Annotated in this window: 19 protein-coding genes and 1 pseudogene; 7 read left to right on the forward strand and 13 right to left on the reverse strand. The window is 48.5% G+C overall.

Going from position 1 to position 17,852, the window contains the following annotated elements:
- Positions 1–422 precede the first annotated feature (422 nt).
- The 6 genes from HV477_RS16425 (at position 423) to HV477_RS16450 (ending at position 5,120) form a co-directional block, all read left to right on the forward strand.
- Positions 423–626: a hypothetical protein gene (locus HV477_RS16425; RefSeq protein ID WP_175065178.1), complete on the forward strand. Its 204-nt coding sequence runs from the start codon at positions 423–425 to the stop codon at positions 624–626.
- A 1,227-nt stretch (positions 627–1,853) separates the two neighbouring features.
- Positions 1,854–2,072, forward strand: coding sequence for a hypothetical protein (locus HV477_RS16430; RefSeq protein ID WP_079970347.1), 219 nt, complete (start codon positions 1,854–1,856; stop codon positions 2,070–2,072).
- Between the two features lie 613 nt (positions 2,073–2,685).
- Positions 2,686–3,009 (forward strand): antibiotic biosynthesis monooxygenase, encoded by a 324-nt coding sequence (locus HV477_RS16435; RefSeq protein ID WP_079970346.1) that lies wholly within the window; start codon positions 2,686–2,688, stop codon positions 3,007–3,009.
- Positions 3,002–3,394 (forward strand): amino acid-binding protein, encoded by a 393-nt coding sequence (locus HV477_RS16440; protein ID WP_080073615.1) that lies wholly within the window; start codon positions 3,002–3,004, stop codon positions 3,392–3,394. The genes HV477_RS16435 and HV477_RS16440 overlap by 8 nt, the downstream gene beginning before the upstream one ends.
- Positions 3,391–4,101 carry a helix-turn-helix transcriptional regulator gene (locus HV477_RS16445; RefSeq protein WP_079970344.1) on the forward strand — a complete coding sequence of 237 codons (711 nt, stop codon included), beginning with the start codon at positions 3,391–3,393 and terminating at the stop codon, positions 4,099–4,101. Before HV477_RS16440 ends, HV477_RS16445 begins: the two co-directional genes overlap by 4 nt.
- Before the next feature lie 248 nt (positions 4,102–4,349).
- Positions 4,350–5,120: a DUF3800 domain-containing protein gene (locus HV477_RS16450; protein ID WP_079970343.1), complete on the forward strand. Its 771-nt coding sequence runs from the start codon at positions 4,350–4,352 to the stop codon at positions 5,118–5,120.
- A 299-nt stretch (positions 5,121–5,419) separates the two neighbouring features.
- Here HV477_RS16450 and HV477_RS16455 read toward each other — a convergent pair whose 3' ends face one another.
- The 13 genes and pseudogenes from HV477_RS16455 to ripC form a co-directional block, all read right to left on the reverse strand.
- On the reverse strand, positions 5,420–6,766 hold the full coding sequence (locus HV477_RS16455) for an STY4528 family pathogenicity island replication protein (protein ID WP_175065179.1): 1,347 nt from the start codon (positions 6,764–6,766) through the stop codon (positions 5,420–5,422).
- Between the two features lie 212 nt (positions 6,767–6,978).
- Positions 6,979–7,233, reverse strand: coding sequence for a hypothetical protein (locus HV477_RS16460; protein ID WP_001750515.1), 255 nt, complete (start codon positions 7,231–7,233; stop codon positions 6,979–6,981).
- Complete coding sequence (locus HV477_RS16465; RefSeq protein ID WP_023222643.1) at positions 7,230–7,796, reverse strand: DUF2857 domain-containing protein; 567 nt, start codon at positions 7,794–7,796, stop codon at positions 7,230–7,232. The genes HV477_RS16460 and HV477_RS16465 overlap by 4 nt, the downstream gene beginning before the upstream one ends.
- A gap of 136 nt (positions 7,797–7,932) precedes the next feature.
- Positions 7,933–8,460, reverse strand: a complete 528-nt coding sequence (locus HV477_RS16470) for a hypothetical protein (protein WP_080073618.1) — start codon at positions 8,458–8,460, stop codon at positions 7,933–7,935.
- Positions 8,457–8,603, reverse strand: coding sequence for a hypothetical protein (locus HV477_RS16475; protein WP_023222645.1), 147 nt, complete (start codon positions 8,601–8,603; stop codon positions 8,457–8,459). Before HV477_RS16475 ends, HV477_RS16470 begins: the two co-directional genes overlap by 4 nt.
- Entirely contained in the window at positions 8,600–10,399 is a 1,800-nt protein-coding gene (locus tag HV477_RS16480; protein ID WP_175065182.1) for a ParB family protein, read from the reverse strand. The genes HV477_RS16475 and HV477_RS16480 overlap by 4 nt, the downstream gene beginning before the upstream one ends.
- A gap of 165 nt (positions 10,400–10,564) precedes the next feature.
- Positions 10,565–11,977 (reverse strand): SPI-7-type island replicative DNA helicase, encoded by a 1,413-nt coding sequence (gene dnaB-PI / locus HV477_RS16485; protein WP_175065180.1) that lies wholly within the window; start codon positions 11,975–11,977, stop codon positions 10,565–10,567.
- On the reverse strand, positions 11,970–12,173 hold the full coding sequence (locus HV477_RS16490) for a hypothetical protein (RefSeq protein WP_154802353.1): 204 nt from the start codon (positions 12,171–12,173) through the stop codon (positions 11,970–11,972). Before HV477_RS16490 ends, dnaB-PI begins: the two co-directional genes overlap by 8 nt.
- 236 nt (positions 12,174–12,409) lie before the next feature.
- A pseudogene (locus tag HV477_RS16495) lies at positions 12,410–13,369 on the reverse strand (ParA family protein); the annotation flags it as partial.
- Between the two features lie 301 nt (positions 13,370–13,670).
- On the reverse strand, positions 13,671–14,051 hold the full coding sequence (locus HV477_RS16500; protein ID WP_000582672.1) for a VOC family protein: 381 nt from the start codon (positions 14,049–14,051) through the stop codon (positions 13,671–13,673).
- A 64-nt stretch (positions 14,052–14,115) separates the two neighbouring features.
- Positions 14,116–15,441: an itaconate CoA-transferase RipA/Ict gene (gene ripA / locus HV477_RS16505; RefSeq protein ID WP_000982337.1), complete on the reverse strand. Its 1,326-nt coding sequence runs from the start codon at positions 15,439–15,441 to the stop codon at positions 14,116–14,118.
- Positions 15,442–15,465: 24 nt separating this feature from the next.
- Entirely contained in the window at positions 15,466–15,993 is a 528-nt protein-coding gene (gene ripB, locus HV477_RS16510; RefSeq protein ID WP_001094307.1) for a (R)-specific enoyl-CoA hydratase RipB/Ich, read from the reverse strand.
- A gap of 23 nt (positions 15,994–16,016) precedes the next feature.
- Entirely contained in the window at positions 16,017–16,859 is an 843-nt protein-coding gene (gene ripC / locus HV477_RS16515; RefSeq protein WP_001112897.1) for an itaconate degradation C-C-lyase RipC, read from the reverse strand.
- Between the two features lie 91 nt (positions 16,860–16,950).
- Between ripC and ripR the strand changes: the two genes are divergently transcribed.
- Entirely contained in the window at positions 16,951–17,829 is an 879-nt protein-coding gene (ripR, locus tag HV477_RS16520; RefSeq protein WP_079898911.1) for an itaconate degradation transcriptional regulator RipR, read from the forward strand.
- The last annotated feature ends 23 nt before the right edge of the window (positions 17,830–17,852 follow it).

The raw sequence follows: 17,852 nt of genomic DNA on the forward strand, positions 1-17,852 counted from the left end.
ATTCCTGAGAAAAAAGATAACAAACCATAATGTCCTCCAGAGCGTACAACTCATAATCGCCCGGCCACTGGCGCGAGCCCAGTCCAGCGTATCAAATACCCCGTATAGCTCCGCTGGTCTTGCTGCGACTGAGGCCCATTGTTAAACCTGGAGAGAAACGGGCAGCGCATGGCTTCAGTAACACCGTGCTGAATGTATCACCACCGACATTGAGATGGTGCCCCTCGCCGTGGTTTGGTGTAGTCGTCTCGTGAAGTGATTATGGATATTTATAACAACCTTAACCGCCTTTGCCACAGTGCCACGCTGGAATCGAACAGTTATGTATTGGATGTTCGGTTGTTTGGTCGGATAATATATTGATTATAAAGGAACGTTTTCCTATTTCCCTGTTCCAGCGTTGATCTACCATATGGTGATTCGTGGCACAAATAAAGGCTGTGCTACCATCTGAGGAAAATAAAATTGTAGTTATGAGTGTATCAACAATGCAGATAGCCAAAACTTTCACAATATTTTCAGCCAGTCGTGGTTTAGGTAAAAATAGACAACATAAAATTCATCACAGACAGAAATTGAAGAAAAAAAATAGCATAAAAACAGAAGATAGCACGAGTACTCCATGAAAGAAATAGTATGCGAGTTCAGTCAAAAATCTGTAGATATAAGCTCAAGAATGCAATAGCACAAAATACTATGAAAAACCGCTCAACTGGTCATATTCAAGAATACGTACAAGTTTTTTAATTATAAAGGACTATCGCTGCTTAAAGAGAGTACCTGATAGTGCAGTATAACGGCCAGACAATACAGGCTCGGCTTTTAGTACTGCCTGACGTCCATATAATTATTGTTGGTTATTAATTTTTGTGTGGGCTTTGCTCTTACAACCGTAAGAGGTAACTATCCGTTCTTACGGAAAAAGTTATCGGCTAAAACCGCCACAACAATAACAACCGCATAGACAACAATAAACCCGAACAGTATAAGAGCAATTGAAGTCATAATTCCCTCGAAAAAAGAGGGGTCGACAGACCCCTGAAGGTGGTTACTGGAACAACATATGGCACCTGATGGTACTCTATAGTGGGGTAAATTAGGCGCTGACTATCTTTTTCGTGCTTGCAGAGTGTGGATGTCAACAAAAAAAGAAGAGCAGTAGTTAGTCGATTGAAAATGGTAGTGAAACATTGGGTAGGATGCATATCTGTGATCAACTGTCATGGCCGTTTAGATACTCATCAATAACGGCCAGCAGAATAATAATAAGCGCGAAGATCACACCAATCCCGAGCAGCAGAAGAGCAAATTTACTCATGGTTCCGTCCAAAAAAGAAGGGTGTCAGATCTCAACCCTACATAATAAAATCAACAGCAAAGAAACTCATATGCATAGGTCTTATTTCATATGCAGCAGATGCAGGTCAAGCCAGAAAAATGTATTGATATTATTAGATGAAACGATAGGTGTGACGCCCGACAACGTGAAAGATCACTTGGAACACGCTGCGCCGTGTATTCAGACATCACCGATCACTTATGACAGATTCAATAAGTGATCGCAAACGAAGGCCTAAATTTTGACCAGAAGAATAAAGAAGGATTTTCTCCTTTAAAATTGTGCGCGACTGTCCACCAGCCAACAATAATGTGCGGGGAAAGGTCGTGATTAATGTTCCAAAAGTATTCCTGCGCTTTTTTCTCTGACAAAAGCACAGGATGTAAAGATGACACATCTGTAAGTACATAATGATATTTACACTTAAAAATGTTTTGGTACTACAAACCAAAAGTACAGTTTTTGTTTAACGATATGTTATCGTGAAAGCGGAGATAATTACTCAGGAGTATTTATGGAACGGTCACTTGAGAAGCGCATTCTTAAATATATTCGTATCATGCAACCCGTCAAACTGTCCACCATGCTATCTGATTTGAATATGGATCGGGAGAGCTATTACGCTGCCACACTGTTTCTTCGTCAAGAAAGGAAAATCATTCAGGCTGGAAGGTTTGGGATCTTCGCCGGAGACGAGGCCTATACGGAATGGCGGGAAAAACATGGTCGCTAGATTAAAAATAATATTCCCTAAACGCGATAACCCCGGGGCTTACCTGTGTGATGTTCTGTCCGTGCAACCGGAGTAGCCCGCCAGGCGAGTCAATGAACTGTTGCCGTGGAACTTTCATCGAAATAAGCGTCAATACGGCTCTCAGTTAACGTTTATCATAAGAGTAATGATATCGGACAAAAGAAGCATAATAGCGATCCAGCCCAATCTATATGAAGAAATCATTCAGTCAAAAATAGGGGTCGTTAAGCCCCTGAAAGAGATAGGTGTTACAGGCACCTGCAGGTACTCTTTGGTAGTACGAGCAGTTAACTTTTCGTGCTTGCTGATAGTTAGTGTCAACACAATAAATAAAGTACATTAGATCAGATTTGCCCTGACATATCTTATTGTACATCGCCAAACCTAATCCGACAGGCAGGTCTGTGTCAGGAGCAGACGTTGCGTGTGAATCCACACTTCTGTGTTGTCCCGCCTTTTAACTTATGAGTTTGCTGTTCACCGCTTATCCATGTTGATGGCTTCGTTAACGCACAAGCATACTTCGGTGCCGACCGAAGCAACATGCCTTCGTCATTATTAAACTGTCCGTAAATTAGCAACGGAGCGGACCATGATTGCAGTACTTTTTGAGGCAGATGCCCTGCCAGAGGCTCAGGAAAGATATCTTCAGCTCGCTTCGGAGTTGAAGCCTCTCTTATCCGACACGCCCGGCTTTATTTCAATTGAGCGGTTCCAGAGCCTGACTACGCCCGGAAAGATTCTTTCTTTGTCATGGTGGGAAGATGAGGAGTCTGTAGCCGGATGGAAGCGAAATGTAATGCATCAGGCCGCTCAGAAAGAAGGTAAGCAGTCGATTTTTTCATTCTACAGAATACGGGTAGCCAGCGTATTCCGTGATTACTCTTCTGATAAGGGAACAAATCAGCATGTATGATATTCATGTTATTCTCAAAAATAGCCCAGGCTCACTTGGTTTACTGGGTAGTGTACTGGGTGAAAACGGAGTGGGACTTGAAGGCGGTGGCGTATTTACAGGACCTGAAGGCGGGCATGCACATTTCCTGGTTGAAGACGGCCATAAAGCACGCAAGGTGTTGACTGAAGCCGGTTTTGAAGTCTGCAACGTGTGTCGTCCCCTGATAAGAAAATTACCTCAGGAACGGCCCGGAGAGCTGGGAGAAATAGCTGACACAATTGCCCAGAACGGCATCAATATTCTGGTACAGTACAGCGATCACAGTAACCAGCTCATTCTCATTACAGATGATGATGCCCGGGCAGCCGAAGTAACCCGAAAATGGGCAATACCTTCTGAATGAACCTTGTTAAAACAAAGCGCGACAGTGAGCCAGATGATGCCCTTGAAACATCAATGGCAATGGTGGCTTCTGCGCTGTCTGACCCGTCAAGGGTAAGTATTCTGTGCGCCCTGATGGACGGGCGCGCATGGACAGCTACCGAACTTAGCGTAGTAGCTGGCATAGCAGCCTCGACAACCAGCGGGCATCTGAACCGACTTCTCAGCAACGGTCTGGTCATTTGCCTGATACAGGGGCGTCATCGCTATTACAGCCTTGCGGGACATCATATCGCCGGACTGCTGGAAAACCTGATGGGAGTTTCCATGGGTACTTCCAAGCCCCCCGTTTCCAGTACGCCGGTCTATCTGCGTTACGCTCGCACCTGCTATGACCATCTGGCAGGCGAGCTTGCTGTCAATATTTATGAATTTATGCTGCAGGAAAAATGGCTTAAAGCAGATGGCTCGGAACTGACATCAGCCGGCAAAATGCATTTTGAGAAAATGGGCGTTTTGCTTAACTCTCGCACACGACGCAGGCCCTGTTGCGGCTGTCTGGACTGGAGTGAAAGACGTTTCCATCTCGGCGGTGACGCTGGCTCAGCCCTGTTTACATTTTTCCTGCAAAAAGAATGGGTAACGCGTACACAGGGATACCGTGAGGTGAACGTAACCGCTTCAGGCCAGGTTGCGATATATCGGCTGTTTAAGCTGAAAACCATCTGATCTTAAGTCATATACCGGTTGATTTGATCGGGTGACTCAAGATGCCTTCATCTGACTTTTCCATTTTACGTAAAAGGTCTGCTCTTCGCTCATAGAAGATCTTCGTGCCTGCCCGTAAAGTGTCATGAGTACATTGTGCGAACATATGGATACACTAGGTACCTAAAGGCTATTGAGTAGACCTACAAACATTGTCTGCCGCTTGGGTTGAGCATAAAATAACCATTCAATTTTAAGTGGGTATTTGTATGGAATACGTGGCTTTTGGTGATGAGAGTGGTACGACAGGGAGTGACCGCTGTTATGGCATTGGTTTACTGTGTGTACGTAAGGACACATTGCACATCTTCAATGAGCGCGTCCAGAAGTTAAAAGATAAGTACGGAATTGTCGGTGAGTTGAAGTGGTCAAAGATTAAGAACAGTGCAGGGCAGGCAAACATCTGCATTGAGCTGCTGGCTATGGTGCTCAAGAACTCGTGCTGCTTCCACTCGATTGTTGTAGTTAAGAGCATTTACAACAACTGGCAGACGAACAGGGAGCTGGCTTTTTACCAGACGTACACAATGCTCGTTAAGAACGTTGCTAAGCAGATTAAGAGTGACGTTGAGGTTATCATCGACCAGAAGATTGATAAGTACAAAAAGAACGATGAAGTGACGGGCATTATTGCTAACCACATGCTGGCCAGGGCTGGGATGAAGAAGCTGGTTAAGTCTGTCACGATGCAAGATTCTAAACATCATCTAGGATTGCAGGTTGTAGATATCCTGACCGGAGCTGTGAACTCTGGATACTTGAAGTACCTAAATCCTCGACTGGAACTATCAGTGGCTAAAGAGCTTGCCTTTGAACGTATGGCTGCTCTGCTTGGCTGGGATGTGTTTCATTACGATACATTCCCGAATAAAGATTTCAATATCTGGCACTTTCCGCAAGAGATGCGAGCTATGCCGGGTTCAAAGAGTATTCGACCTGATTACAACGTTCCATTGGTTAAGCGGGAAGAGCTGTCCTAACCTTTACTGCAAAAATCGATTGTTTATGCATAGACCGAACAAATTTAAAGTACAGGTTGTAGTGGCGCGCTAAATTTAGCCATAGGAACAAATTATGAAAATGTCCGCTCCTCGCACAGACGTCATGTCTCTCAATCCTGTCCGCTTCGTACAAACATTAAGCTAATATAAATAAGGTATTGTAGACAAATATCACGCCTGAAGATTTGGTTATTTTTTGTACTTGCTGAGAGTCTCAGCAAGTACATTTTTTAACCAATCATTTTCAATAATGTTTCATCTGAAATATTCTGTTTCATTCAGCGCCGATTAATCTGCAACGCAGCTCGGACCTCAGCCAGTTTCGCCGCCAGCACTTCTTTCGGTGCCGGCACAAACACTTCTGCCGGGGCTCCTCCCTGCTGATCATTCAAGCCCATACTCTGTGCCGGGCTGGGAACGGCCATTGATGGGGGGGATGGCGGCGCAGTAGCGGATTTCATGCCCCCCTCAGACAGACGGAACCGGCCTTCACGCGCCTGACGTAAAAGGGTCAGCAGATAAGCTACCGGGTTATAGATCTTCCTCTCCCGGACACCGCAGACCACCGTTAGAGCAACGCTCTCAGCCAGCTCAGCATTTTTCTGATACAGGTGGTTCAACTGTCCCGCCAGCATCGCCTGCTCGTTTACTGGCAAAAGACTCTGCAGACCATCAGGCCAGACAAACCCATCCGGGATAGCCCCACCAGATGGCGTTGTCGAACCCGCGGAGTCCACGTACGTTTTTTTAATCACTTCCTGTGTAAAAGAACGTACGTTATTGCAGTCCGCTTGACGGACTCTGTCATAAGTGTCTGATTTATTACTGGGTCTGTTATCCGGACCCGGTGTTTCATCCCCACTTTCACTACTGAGTCTTTTATCCGGATTCAGTGATTTTTGCGCATTTTTCGCTTCACCATGATTCAGTCCGTTTGCCGGACTCTGCTGAATACGGGCAACATCACGGGCCGTCGACGGACGGGTCAGCCGCTCCGCTATTTCCATCAGACGCGAATGCCGGTGCCGCATCATCGGGTCATCCAGTATCCCCTCCAGAACCCGCCAGGCGGTTTCACTGACCTCACGATATTTGTGCCGGCAAGCCTTACCCAGCATTTCCAACCAGCCGGGGTCAAATACCTCCGCGTCCTTCGCGCTCAGCGGTTCATCATGCTGGGCATAAATATTCCCCCGGACACGTCCTCCCGTATCGCGTACCCGCTTACACAGACTCAGCCAGCCCGTCAGACGCAGCATTGTCAGCGCCCGACTCACCGTATCCCGGGAGGCCAGTCCTGAACCGGGGGAAGAAAGTAATTTCTGAAGTTCATCATAGGAAGGGAAAATGGCACCATCGTTCTGAAGGGCATACTGCCTTATCATTATCCAGCACATTTTATCCAGAGGGGAAAGCCGCATATCCAGTATCAGCGCCCGGGGATACGCGTCGTGAATGTTACCTGTGAACAGCAGCCCGTTACGCTCCTGACCCGACTGGCTGGCGGTGCCGTAAAGCCGCGACTGCATCTTCGACAGCGTGTAGTCAATAATGTCATCTGCAGGTAAACGGTGACCGACCCCCGCTGGGTCTGCCTGCAACCTGGCCTGAGATTCCGTTTGCATCGTTCTTCTCATTGTTATTTATGTTACGGCTCTAAAACCACCGTCTGCGGGACTCTTTACCGCCCCGCCCCCGCAGACTCTTTCCGCCGGCATCCCGGTTCCCGGCAAACCGTCGGAGAGAGTGACAGGTACTGATATAACAGCAGTGGATGTCCTCTGAAAATGTCACAGCGCTACCAACAGAACATCCACCCTACCAGTTGCCGTACACATCATCTCTTCAACTCGCGGTCATAAGACTGATGGGACATAAATAGCCAGTCATCACCCCGATTTTTACTCAACAGTCGCCAGCGGATACCCACATCGATCTTCAGATAGCCGCTACATCCCACTTCGCTGTAAACCTTTTTCCCCCTACGATATTGCGACAAAAGGTGACGGGCTTTTCTGACTGCAGCCGGCCCCACCCTGCGCGGATCAGTCCGCCAGTAACGAAACGACACATCTTCGTCATTACTCTTCATGTAACCTCCCGTTTTTCAGCGGCACACCAGGCTTTCACCAGCGTCCATATCGTGGTCAGGTTTACACCGTGGGTTTCCGCCATCAGCATCATCACATCCAGTGACTCCGCGCTATCCGGGGTTCCAGCCCCGGATTTCTGCCACTGTGACCAAAGCACCGACTCCAGTTCAGCATCCGCAGCACTGCTGCGGCCCTTGCGCGTACGAATCCCCCCCAGCCGACGTCGCCCCGAGACCTCTGACGAGTCCAGGCCAAAGTACCGTTGCATCATCTCAATGGAGGCTCCCAACGCCAGTGCCCGGTCAATCCGCTCCATCCGCTTCTGCTCCCGCCTCGCCTGGGTCAGCATTAGCCCCAGATTTTCATGATGAATACGCAAATCCAGCAGACTCACCCGGCTTTCAGACAAATACAACAGGTCATCCGCCGACAATTCCCGCAGCATACGCATTTCTTCAGCGGTGAGCCCCAGCGCTTCGCAGCGCCGAAGATTCCCGGATTTCAGCTCCATCACCAGGGTGAGCAGCAACTGATTGGTGGACTGTGACAGTGAATAACTCATTGCTCCTCCTTTACATGCACATATTGCTGGTCACTTACGAGAATTCTCCCGAAAGCAGACCACCATGTTCTTGAGTAACGCCACCGGACAGTCCGGGAACCCGCCTGCAGAATGCGCACTGAGGCTGATAACGGTCCTACCGGATGTCAGATATTTTTTGTTTACCAGGTAAAGTGTCTTGTTCAGACAGGGCGGACCAGAGATCAGCAGTCCAGCTGATGCGCCATTTATCCTCCCTTGTACGGGTCTGAACCGTTTTCAGACGTTCCCTGCAACAGACCTTTTGCCATGTTTCCATGTCCCGCTCCATTTGGCTGTACAGCAGGGCTAACAGACTCCCGGCCACTTCAGGCCGTTCGCCGATACCACAGAATGTCACGCTGCGACGAAACTTCAGTCCCGGCAGACGACCGAAATACCACCGGCAACCGACAGCCTGACACACTACAGCAGTCAGTGCGCTGAACCAGGCCGGGACAATCCGTACATTGCAGAAGCTCCGTGCACAGGTATACTCCCGCTCAGCCGCAGGGACACCTTCATCCACCGTTTGTGCTTTTATCAGGCAATAAGTCCGGCATAGTACAGATGTAACGTCAGCCAGCTCTCCTCTGCGGTCTGCAGACTTCACCATGCGCCTGATGATAAATAAAAGCCCGCTCATCCCTTTTTATCCCGTACTTCACGCCAGTGCTGGCGCGATACAGGCGCCCCCGCCTTCAGCGCATGACGAATCTCAGCCATATGCAAGTCGGTATGCAAAATGGCATCCCACTGCGCCATCGCATCATCAATATCCACACTCATTGCAGTCCAGCCTCTTCTCTACCCGTGGTCGCCTGGCGCTGCTGCTCCCTCAAACGACGAATAACCCGAATAAGTCGCATGATTTTCACAACATGAATATCGTCAAACACAGGTACATCGCCGGAGGACTGTGAGCCAAAGAAATTCAGGCAGAACATAAACATATTGAACTGCTGATTAGGTAACTGGCCTGACAACCCTGCCAGAAAAAGAACAAACTCATTGCCGTGGGGAGAAACAGCGAAACCGGCGGAGTCCGGACTATTATCCTCCTGGATACTGTCTTCGCACCCTATTGCCTCCGCGGTCTCGAAAACCAACCGGTATGCCATATCCTGAAGATGTTCGATATCATCCTGCAGAGCGGATATTGCCCAGATATCGCTGACCGGCTCCAGACCAGTGTTCGCGAATGCGACAGAAGAAGGCGGAATGGCTGACAGCATCGTGGATGTCGGAGGGTTAAGATCGTTATTTTCCCGAAATTCGAATAAATTACTGTCGGTGAACAAATCAATACCAGCCCCGGTAACAGCAGCACTACCAACCACCGAACCGGCGGCCTGTGAGAATGCATTAACAACGCCTCCCGTTGCTGCAGTTGTCGTGGTATCTCCGCACGCATATGAAGATAAAAATGGCGTATTATCCATTTCATCATCCCCCAGCATGACCTTGCCCGACGGTACATCCGGCCCCCCCGACATACCAGAGTGGATTTCATTCCTGACGGAGGGAAGAATTGAGGACAATAAAACAGCCCCGTCCCGCCCTGGGAGTTCAGCACCATCGTCGTTACCTTGCCCACGTATTAGTGTCTGTTCCCGGGAAACAGCTTCCTTATTCCGTATATCCCCGGTCTGCCAGGCTTGATGGTCTGCCAGAATCAGATGTTCAGGCACTGGCTCCGGAGCACCAAACAATGCAAGCTGGTTTTGTGTTTTTGGATCCAGCTCAATTAACCAGCGGTCATAGTTCAGTGAAGGATGGGGCAACGTCTGAATCATATTGCCGATCAATTCATCCCGAAACAGGTCCAGGGAATACAGTTCCGGATCGTCAAACTGCCGACAGACATCTCCAAAAACAGATGCCATCATATCTACACTTTCATTGCTGTATTGTTTCCAGACTTTCTCACATGCAGTACGCAACGACAGCAGTTGAACCACCTGAGGATATCCCAACCCTGATGCCAGTAGTTCAGGCATATATGGATAGAGGTACTCCACCGTGTGCTCCATACGGCTGATCAGGGAATTGTGTATCGGATATCCCTGCTTTCGCAGCAAATCAGACAATTCGCGCAACGTCACCGACCTTCCCAGTGTTTCTTCATGAATAGAGCGGGCTTTACGAATCCCCAGCGCCTTATCAATAAAGGTCAGATCCCCACGGACATCGTTCTCAGCCAGATGCCCCACGAGACATTCCAGCCGTCCCGGCCATGGCTTAAACAGTACATGGAAACGATAAAAACGTTCATCCTGAGTTTCGGCAAACAGTTCCCGCAGAATTTCATAACGGGTATTCCCCCCGTCACTGAAAATATAGGGAGAGCCCGGTAATTCCGGATTTCGGGTGACCTTTGGCACCGTATCCAGTCCACGTGCACGAATGGAATCTTTTATCTCATCGTACTTCGGATTACGCGTGGTACGAGGGTTATCGGGGTTAGGCGCCACTTCATCCAGGGTAAGTATCATTGGCATTTCACTGGTCGGCATTATCGGCGTTGATGATGTCGTCAGCGGCTCACGAGCGCCCTGCAACATGGCGTCCCCAAGATTCAACATGTTCACTTTAGCTTTAGCCACAAAATATCTCCCCACGCTGGTCTGCCAGAACTGCGTATCTGGCGAAACTGATATTGAAGATGAACTCCCTTACTCCACCGATATGTCTACCAGGCAGAACCACCGGAACCAGACTGATGACGCTGTTTCGCTCTTTTTTCAGATTCACGTTGTTGTCGCTCCGTACCCCAGGTAATATTCAGAAAAACGGGTGTACTCTCCTTCATAGCGGGCTTTCACCGTTCCTAAAGGTCCCTGGCGTTGTTTGCCCAGAATGAGTTCAGCCACACCCCGCTCTGGTGTGTTCTCGTGGTAAACTTCATCGCGATACAGAAAGAGAATGACGTCAGCGTCCTGCTCCAGGGAGCCGGAGTCACGGAGATCACCGTTGTTGGGACGTTTGTCAGCCCTCTGCTCAAGTGACCGGTTTAACTGGGAAAGCGCAATCACTGGACATGTCATCTCTTTGGCCAGCGCCTTGAGAGAGCGGGAAATATCCTGGATTTCCTGAGTACGGTTCTCCTTTTTCTCCGGACAGACCATCAGTTGCAGGTAGTCCACAAGAATCAGGGCAGGCTTACCATATTTACGGGCATTGCGCCGGACAGAGGTTCGCAGTGTTGCCGGAGTCTGATAAGTGGAGTCATCTATAAGGAAGCGGTTTTCCCACTGCGACAACGTTCCCGCCGCACTACAGACAAGCTCGAGATCATAACTGGTCAGATTACCGCTGCGCAGACGGGTGAGTGGAACCCTCGCCAGAATGGAAATCAGACGCAACATCAGTTGTTGAGCAGGCATTTCAATACTGTAGAACTGGACTGTTTTCTCCGCCGGCCCCCCCTCCAGCGCAGCCAGCGCATGTGTAATCGCCTGGGCGGTTTTCCCCATAGACGGACGAGCCCCGATAAGTATCAGGTCACCGTCCTGCCAGCCGCAGGTTTTTGCATCCAGCTCCGCAAATCCCGTGGGAACCCCCGTCACGCCGGTTCCTCCGGATACAGACTCCAGCCAGGTCAGCACGTCTGATACCTGTGCGGTGATGCTAAGGAAAGCCTGCGAGATATTCTGCTGCGCCAGTTCAAACAGTTCTTTTTCACTCTGTTCAACCAGCGCGTCAGTCACCTGACGAAGCGTGGAAATACCCTTACCATCTGACGGCTGCAGTAGGGCGGCCTGCTGATAAATTCCGCTTCCCAGCCTCATCAGTTTACGGGCCCGGCTACATTCGCGGACTATTTCAGCGTAGGCCACGATATTGGCGGCACTGGGCGTATTTTTGGACAGTTCAGCCAGATAGGCAAAACCGCCACATCGCTCCAGCATGCCTCTTCGCTCCAGTGACTCCGAAAGTGTAATCAGGTCAATGGGCATCCCGGCACTGACCAGACGTTCTGTTTCACGAAAAATTGCCTGATTGACCGAAAGATAAAAATCAGTCGATTTCAGGAGAGGAGCAATCTCATCCCAGCGGTCGTTGTCCAGCATAAGTCCGCCGAGGACGCTAGTTTCAGCAGCCGGGTGATACGGCACATCACGACGCGTCTCACGCGTCCCTGATTTTTTGATGTCACCCATTAACCACCTCCGCGTTCACTCCCCGGAGGCAGGCGAAGAAGGCATCCAGCAGACACCGGGGTATTCGGGGATAAACAATAAACAGGGGCAAATCAGACAAAAGGGAGCCAACAAAGTCGTTATCACGAACAGAAGCCAGCCTTTGCAGACCACGGCCCAATGAACATGCCTGAGTTAACATGAATTTTTTCATCATATCGTTCCTCACTCAGCATCATCAGTCAGCGGATGATTCAGAAAGGACGGGCATGACGAACATACGCCCAGCCCGGTTTCATGGTTTACCTTCAACCAGTGGCAGGGTTCAAAAAACTCATTCACGTAAGCGTTATTATCGGTATATCCACATCCGACACAGACGACTTCCGAACCCTCAGGCTCCGCATACACAGCATCAGTTCCGACAATAGCGTCAGCAGAATCATTCACACCTGGTCTTCGGTGTAGCACATCATCAAACTGTGTTTTCCACTGCGGGAACAGTTCGCAGGCCAGATGGTGAATCGTCTCTGCCGCTGGCAGAGACTTACGGTCAGTTGTGTACTCCAGCCGGTGAACGGGCTGACCTGTGGCGTGACCACGCTTGTAAACTTCCAGCTTTTCAATCGTGGTATTTAGCATCGATATTTTTATTTCAGAAGAACCGATATATTTCTTTTGCTCAACTATACTAGTCAGTTCATGCAGGGTTTGGCGGTCCAGAACGGTGTTTTCAAAATGGTTAATCAGAATATGAATATCAGGGATTTTGATGCCATACATTCTGAGAGGTAGCAGACGGTTCACCAGTCTGACCGTTCCGCGAAGAAATTCACGAACGTCAGGCAGAATGGGTTTTATCACCCCAACCACACTGTCGGCGGCCAGAACGACAATCTCAGTCATAACTCCGGCAGCCCCTTTTGAATCAATAATGATGACGTCATACAGGCGAAATAACGGATGCTGCAACACATTGCGCAAACGCATGCGGCCATCCGCAATGTGTAGTATCTCGCCCGGGAGCCTTTCATCAGGATCATTGGATACAATTACATCCAGATTAGGAATACAGGTACGGGAAATGATTTTATCAGGACTGTTGAGGTCGACCGTCTGTGTCAGCAGTTCATACAGACCGCAGGGGGCCTCGTAATCCAGATGGTAGATACTGCAGGAAGTCGGCTGGGAATAGTCGCCATCAATCAGAAGGGTTTTCAGACCTGCATCGGCAGTGAAACCGGCAAGGTAGGCACCCTGGGTGCTTTTTCCCTCGCCGCCCTTGGTGGAGATAATAGAAAGGATTTGTGTCGCTACTTTTGACTGCGGAAACTCGTTTGCCAGTGGAGAAAAAGAAGCAGCATCCGCAGTTGTTGCGACGTCTACGGGGTTAACTCTGGGTAGATTGTGCATTCTGTATACCTGAACAGTTTCAGGCAGCGCAGAAATGTGAAAAGTCAGAAAAAAAGAGACCTTGCTTTAAAAAAGTCCGCAATTTTTCGGCGATCTGATTGAAAATCCCCGTGTCCTTGGTTCGATTCCGAGTCCGGGCACCACCTTTCCTTTTTTATGCTTTCTTATGAATACCTCGATGTCTTCAAGTCAATAAGTCTGAACATAGACTCTTTCCAGAAATTATTGCCATATGATCTCCATTAGACCAATATAAACGGATGCGTGATCATAATAAAGGCAGTAATAGTAAGTTTTAACATTAAACATACTGCGAAATTTCAATTAAGTTTCCATCAGGGTCCCTGATGTAGATAGACATTATCTCGCCTGTGGCTCCAGTTCTCTCAACCGGGCCTTCAACAATGGGAATGCCTGCCTGTAAGATCTCAGACACAACATCATTTATCGGTGTCGATGTAATAAAACATAAATCGGCAGATCCCGGCGTTGGTCTACTCGCTTTTGGTTCGAACTCCATTTCTTGCTGATGGAGGTTAATTTTTTGCGCTCCAAATATTAACGCTTTTCTGTTTTGTTTAAATGTTACCGCAGAAAAACCAAGTACCTCTTCGTAGAATCTTATTGTGGTTGATATATCAGATACCGTTAATACAAGGTGATCAATTCTGTCAATTATCATTTGAATAGACTCATGATGTTTATATTTTAGGGATGCTACATTAAAAAATAGCATTAACCTACTTTTAAATCAGATGCATTTTTTTTGCATCTACTCTAAGTTGCTGCCGAAAATTGGGATGTGCCAATTCAATGATGCTGAGCGCACGCTCGGTTGAAGAGAGCCCCTTCAGGTTTACGGAGCCAAATTCAGTGACTATCCAGTGCGTATCCGTTCGTGGGGTTGTTACAGGCCCCTCAAGGCGGGGAACAATACGAGAAATCGTATCATTCGCGGCCGTTGAGCGGGTCGTAATAATGGAACGACCTCCTTTAGATGCATATGCGCCTCTGACAAAATCCAATTGCCCTCCTGAAGCGCTGTACTGGTGTCCAAGCAAATATTCAGAGTTACAGGCACCAGTGAGATCGATTTGTAAGGTAGCGTTAATGGAGACAACATTCTCATTTTGCGCAATGATCCCCGGATCGTTAACATAATCGACAGGCCGACTAAAAAAAGAGGGGTTGTCGTTGAGATAGTCATACATATCCTTTTGTCCCATAGCAAAAGTAAATACAGACATTCCCCGGTCGATATTTTTACGCTGATTGGTAACGACGCCTTGTTGAATCAAACTTACCAACCCCGGATTCAGCGCCTCTGTATGGACTCCCAGATCATTATGTTCCTTGAGCGCATTACAGATGAGCTCCGGTAATGCGCCGACCCCCATCTGGAGACAAGCGCCATCTGGCACAAGAGAAGCGATAATCTGACTGATAGCAATATCTTCGGCTACGGCAGTACGTATTGGTAGTTCAATTAAAGGGACATGGTTTTCAACAATGGCGTCAATTTCTGAAATATGGATTGCAGCACCTTCTCCATGAACGCGCGGCATATATTTGTTAACTTCGACAATAAGCTTTTTAGCTGTCCTCGCAATCCGGGTGGAATAATCGTTTCCAGTTCCAAAATTAAAATAGCCATACTTATCCATAGGGGACACGGTGTGAATAAAGGTATCAATACCAATATCATCAGCTAGTAATCGCGTCGCCTGATGAAAATTTGAAGGTACATAGTTAACTATTTTTCGCCCGGAACTCTCAATCCCCTGACGTATTAAAGCCCGTTCAATACCGGTAATAAACATACTGTAGAGATGAATATAGTCACTTAGCTCATAACGGAAAATAGTGTTCCCGGCAATGCTGGCTGTTTCATAACAGTAAACCCGCAGATCGTTGATTTCTCCCCTTTTCGCTCGCTTTGCCAGCGCATTCAGCAAAGCTGGAGGCTCTGCTGCAAACATTCCCATAGAGAGGTGACTGCCGGAGGTAATTAAAGTAACCGCCTCGTCAGGCGTCACGCATTTTTCGGCATACACTGCATTAACATTCATCATGACTCTAAACCTCAGGGCGATTTCTCAATAAGCGGCGTCTTCTTCAGGCGAACATCCACAGCAATAAACTAACATTGTTCGTTCGAAGCGCATGACCTCTACACCATTCTGGTTAATACCACATGTCCGAACGGTAACGATGCCTTGTCCCGGGCGACTATTTGACAGGCGTTTGCTGAGTACAGTGCTTTCAGCATAAAGTGTATCCCCTGCGAAAACCGGATGGACGGCTTGTACCTTATCCCAGCCAAGATTGGCCACGACCTTGGCGCTGACAGTACGCACGCTCATACCGGTTAAAAGCGCCAGAGTGAACGTTGAATCAACCAGTAACTTTTTCCATTCCGTTTTGCTGGCGTAAGCCGCATCGAAATGGACCGGCTGCACATTGAGAGTGAGCAGGGTAAACCACACATTATCGGCGTCCAGAACCGTCCGACCGGGACGATGTTCAAAAACATCACCGGGATGAAAATCCTCCCAGTAAAGACCCGAAATTTCTCGGTAGCGCCCCTCGCTAATGGTTTTATAAGCGGGTAATAACGTGTTCATAATCAATTCCTCTGTTAATAAAATCAGGAAAAGATCCCTGCCCGGGCGAGTAATCTCCGGGCCTGACGGGCAACGGCTGCATCTATCATCATGCCGCTAACGATCCCGACGCCTTTGGCATTCTCTGTCAGTACTGCACGAGCATGATTAATTTCTGCCGTTGTAGGAGTAAATGCGGCGTTGATTACACTAATCTGAGCGGGGTGAATAGCCGATTTTGCAGAAAAACCAAAACTGAGCGCCTGCAGCGTTTCCTCTTTCAGACCTGAAAAATCGCCTATATCAAAGAAGGGAGCATCTATTGCAAGAAGCCCTTTCATAGCGCAGGCAGCCACTATTCTGGCCCGCGCCAGCGCAAGAGGCTCCCAGGCGGGTGTGGCGCCAATGTCAGCCGCCATATCTGCGGCGCCAAACATCAACCCGCAGAGTCTGGGGGTGGCGTCCGCAATAGACTCTACGGCATTAAGCCCAACAACTGACTCAATAATGCCAATAAGGCGAGTATCAGAACCAGCCATCATGATAAGACTATCCACGATTTGCAGGTGCGCGGCTGACTCTGTTTTTGGAAGAATAATGTAATCAGGAAAAAAACGGCATTCCAGTAACATATGCAGGTCTTCAATGCCAGCATGAGTATTCATTCCATTAATTCTTAATGCTATTTTCAGCGATGAGTTTGGTCGGGATGAAAGGAACTGCATCGCAATTTTCCGGGCCTGCGCCTTGTCATTCGGGGTGACGGAATCTTCAAGATCGATAATAGAAATATCCGCCGCACTTTCAACTGCTTTTATGAAACGTTCTGGTCGAATTGCTGGGGTAAAAAGCCAGCTACGTGTCGGTGTATGAGAAATATCGGGCATATAGCACCTCCTGTTAACCTCACTATGCGCTCGCTGGTTTCATTCTTCCAATATATGATGGTGCCATTCTTAATTGCTTTTGGAGATGAGGATGGAACTGCGCCATATTCGCTATTTTCTCGCCGTCGCTGAAGAGCGGCATTTCACGCGGGCTGCGACAAAATTAGGCATAGGTCAGCCGCCGCTAAGCCAACAGATTAAGGATCTGGAAAGAGAGCTGGGAGCGCAGCTATTCCGGAGAGTGCCTCATGGCGCGGAATTAACCGAGGCTGGAAAAGCATTTTATGATGTTGTTAAAGGGATGCCTGCTACCGCGACAAGAGCCGTGCTGGCGGCGCAGCGTGTCGCCAGGGGGGAGTCGGGCGTGTTAAGGGTGGGTTTTACTGCCTCTGCGGCATTTAACAGTGTGGTGCCCAGCGCAATCCGTACTTTCAAGCGGGCTTATCCTGACGTTCGTTTGCAGCTTGAGGAAGGAAATACAACCCAACTGGCTGATGAATTGAATGAAGGATCGCTGGATGTTGCCTTTCTGAGACCCGGTTTTACAGGCAATGAACGGTTCCAGCTCAGGTTACTGTCTGAAGAGCCAATGGTTATTGTGCTGGCAGAAACGCATCCTGCTGCGGCGTGTAAACAGATTGCACTCTCGATTCTCAAAGATGAGTTTTTTTTACTCTTCCCACGTGAAATCGGCCTGTCGCTTTATGACGCAGTGATCAAGGCCTGCGGTAAAGCGGGCTTTGAACCGAAAATTGGTCAACTCGTGCCGCAAATTTCGTCAGTCATTAACCTTGTGTCGGCAGAGATGGGCGTGTCGATGGTTCCAGATTCAATGAGACAGGTTAATGTCAAGGGAGTAGTATACCGCCCCGTTGCAGACCAGATGCCCGTCGCAAAGCTGGCTCTGGCATACCGGCGCGGCGATACATCGCCAACGCTGAGAAACTTCATCCTGAAAGTCACTGACTGAATGCGGTTATGTGAGCGTTGAAT

It is taken from the genome of Salmonella sp. SG203 (assembly GCF_013350575.1).
Lineage (GTDB): Bacteria > Pseudomonadota > Gammaproteobacteria > Enterobacterales > Enterobacteriaceae > Salmonella > Salmonella enterica.

Excerpts from the sequence above, each read along its gene's own strand:
- HV477_RS16455 (WP_175065179.1), bottom strand. The coding sequence starts at position 6,766 with ATGCAAACGGAATCTCAGGCCAGGTTGCAGGCAGACCCAGCGGGGGTC.
- HV477_RS16440 (WP_080073615.1), top strand. The coding sequence starts at position 3,002 with ATGTATGATATTCATGTTATTCTCAAAAATAGCCCAGGCTCACTTGGT.
- HV477_RS16460 (WP_001750515.1), bottom strand. The coding sequence starts at position 7,233 with ATGAAGAGTAATGACGAAGATGTGTCGTTTCGTTACTGGCGGACTGAT.
- HV477_RS16470 (WP_080073618.1), bottom strand. The coding sequence starts at position 8,460 with ATGAGCGGGCTTTTATTTATCATCAGGCGCATGGTGAAGTCTGCAGAC.
- HV477_RS16430 (WP_079970347.1), top strand. The coding sequence starts at position 1,854 with ATGGAACGGTCACTTGAGAAGCGCATTCTTAAATATATTCGTATCATG.
- ripC (WP_001112897.1), bottom strand. The coding sequence starts at position 16,859 with ATGCCCGATATTTCTCATACACCGACACGTAGCTGGCTTTTTACCCCA.
- HV477_RS16435 (WP_079970346.1), top strand. The coding sequence starts at position 2,686 with ATGATTGCAGTACTTTTTGAGGCAGATGCCCTGCCAGAGGCTCAGGAA.
- HV477_RS16450 (WP_079970343.1), top strand. The coding sequence starts at position 4,350 with ATGGAATACGTGGCTTTTGGTGATGAGAGTGGTACGACAGGGAGTGAC.
- HV477_RS16480 (WP_175065182.1), bottom strand. The coding sequence starts at position 10,399 with ATGTTGAATCTTGGGGACGCCATGTTGCAGGGCGCTCGTGAGCCGCTG.
- HV477_RS16465 (WP_023222643.1), bottom strand. The coding sequence starts at position 7,796 with ATGAGTTATTCACTGTCACAGTCCACCAATCAGTTGCTGCTCACCCTG.
- HV477_RS16500 (WP_000582672.1), bottom strand. The coding sequence starts at position 14,051 with ATGATAATTGACAGAATTGATCACCTTGTATTAACGGTATCTGATATA.
- HV477_RS16445 (WP_079970344.1), top strand. The coding sequence starts at position 3,391 with ATGAACCTTGTTAAAACAAAGCGCGACAGTGAGCCAGATGATGCCCTT.
- ripA (WP_000982337.1), bottom strand. The coding sequence starts at position 15,441 with ATGATGAATGTTAATGCAGTGTATGCCGAAAAATGCGTGACGCCTGAC.
- HV477_RS16490 (WP_154802353.1), bottom strand. The coding sequence starts at position 12,173 with ATGATGAAAAAATTCATGTTAACTCAGGCATGTTCATTGGGCCGTGGT.
- ripB (WP_001094307.1), bottom strand. The coding sequence starts at position 15,993 with ATGAACACGTTATTACCCGCTTATAAAACCATTAGCGAGGGGCGCTAC.
- ripR (WP_079898911.1), top strand. The coding sequence starts at position 16,951 with ATGGAACTGCGCCATATTCGCTATTTTCTCGCCGTCGCTGAAGAGCGG.
- dnaB-PI (WP_175065180.1), bottom strand. The coding sequence starts at position 11,977 with ATGGGTGACATCAAAAAATCAGGGACGCGTGAGACGCGTCGTGATGTG.
- HV477_RS16475 (WP_023222645.1), bottom strand. The coding sequence starts at position 8,603 with ATGAGTGTGGATATTGATGATGCGATGGCGCAGTGGGATGCCATTTTG.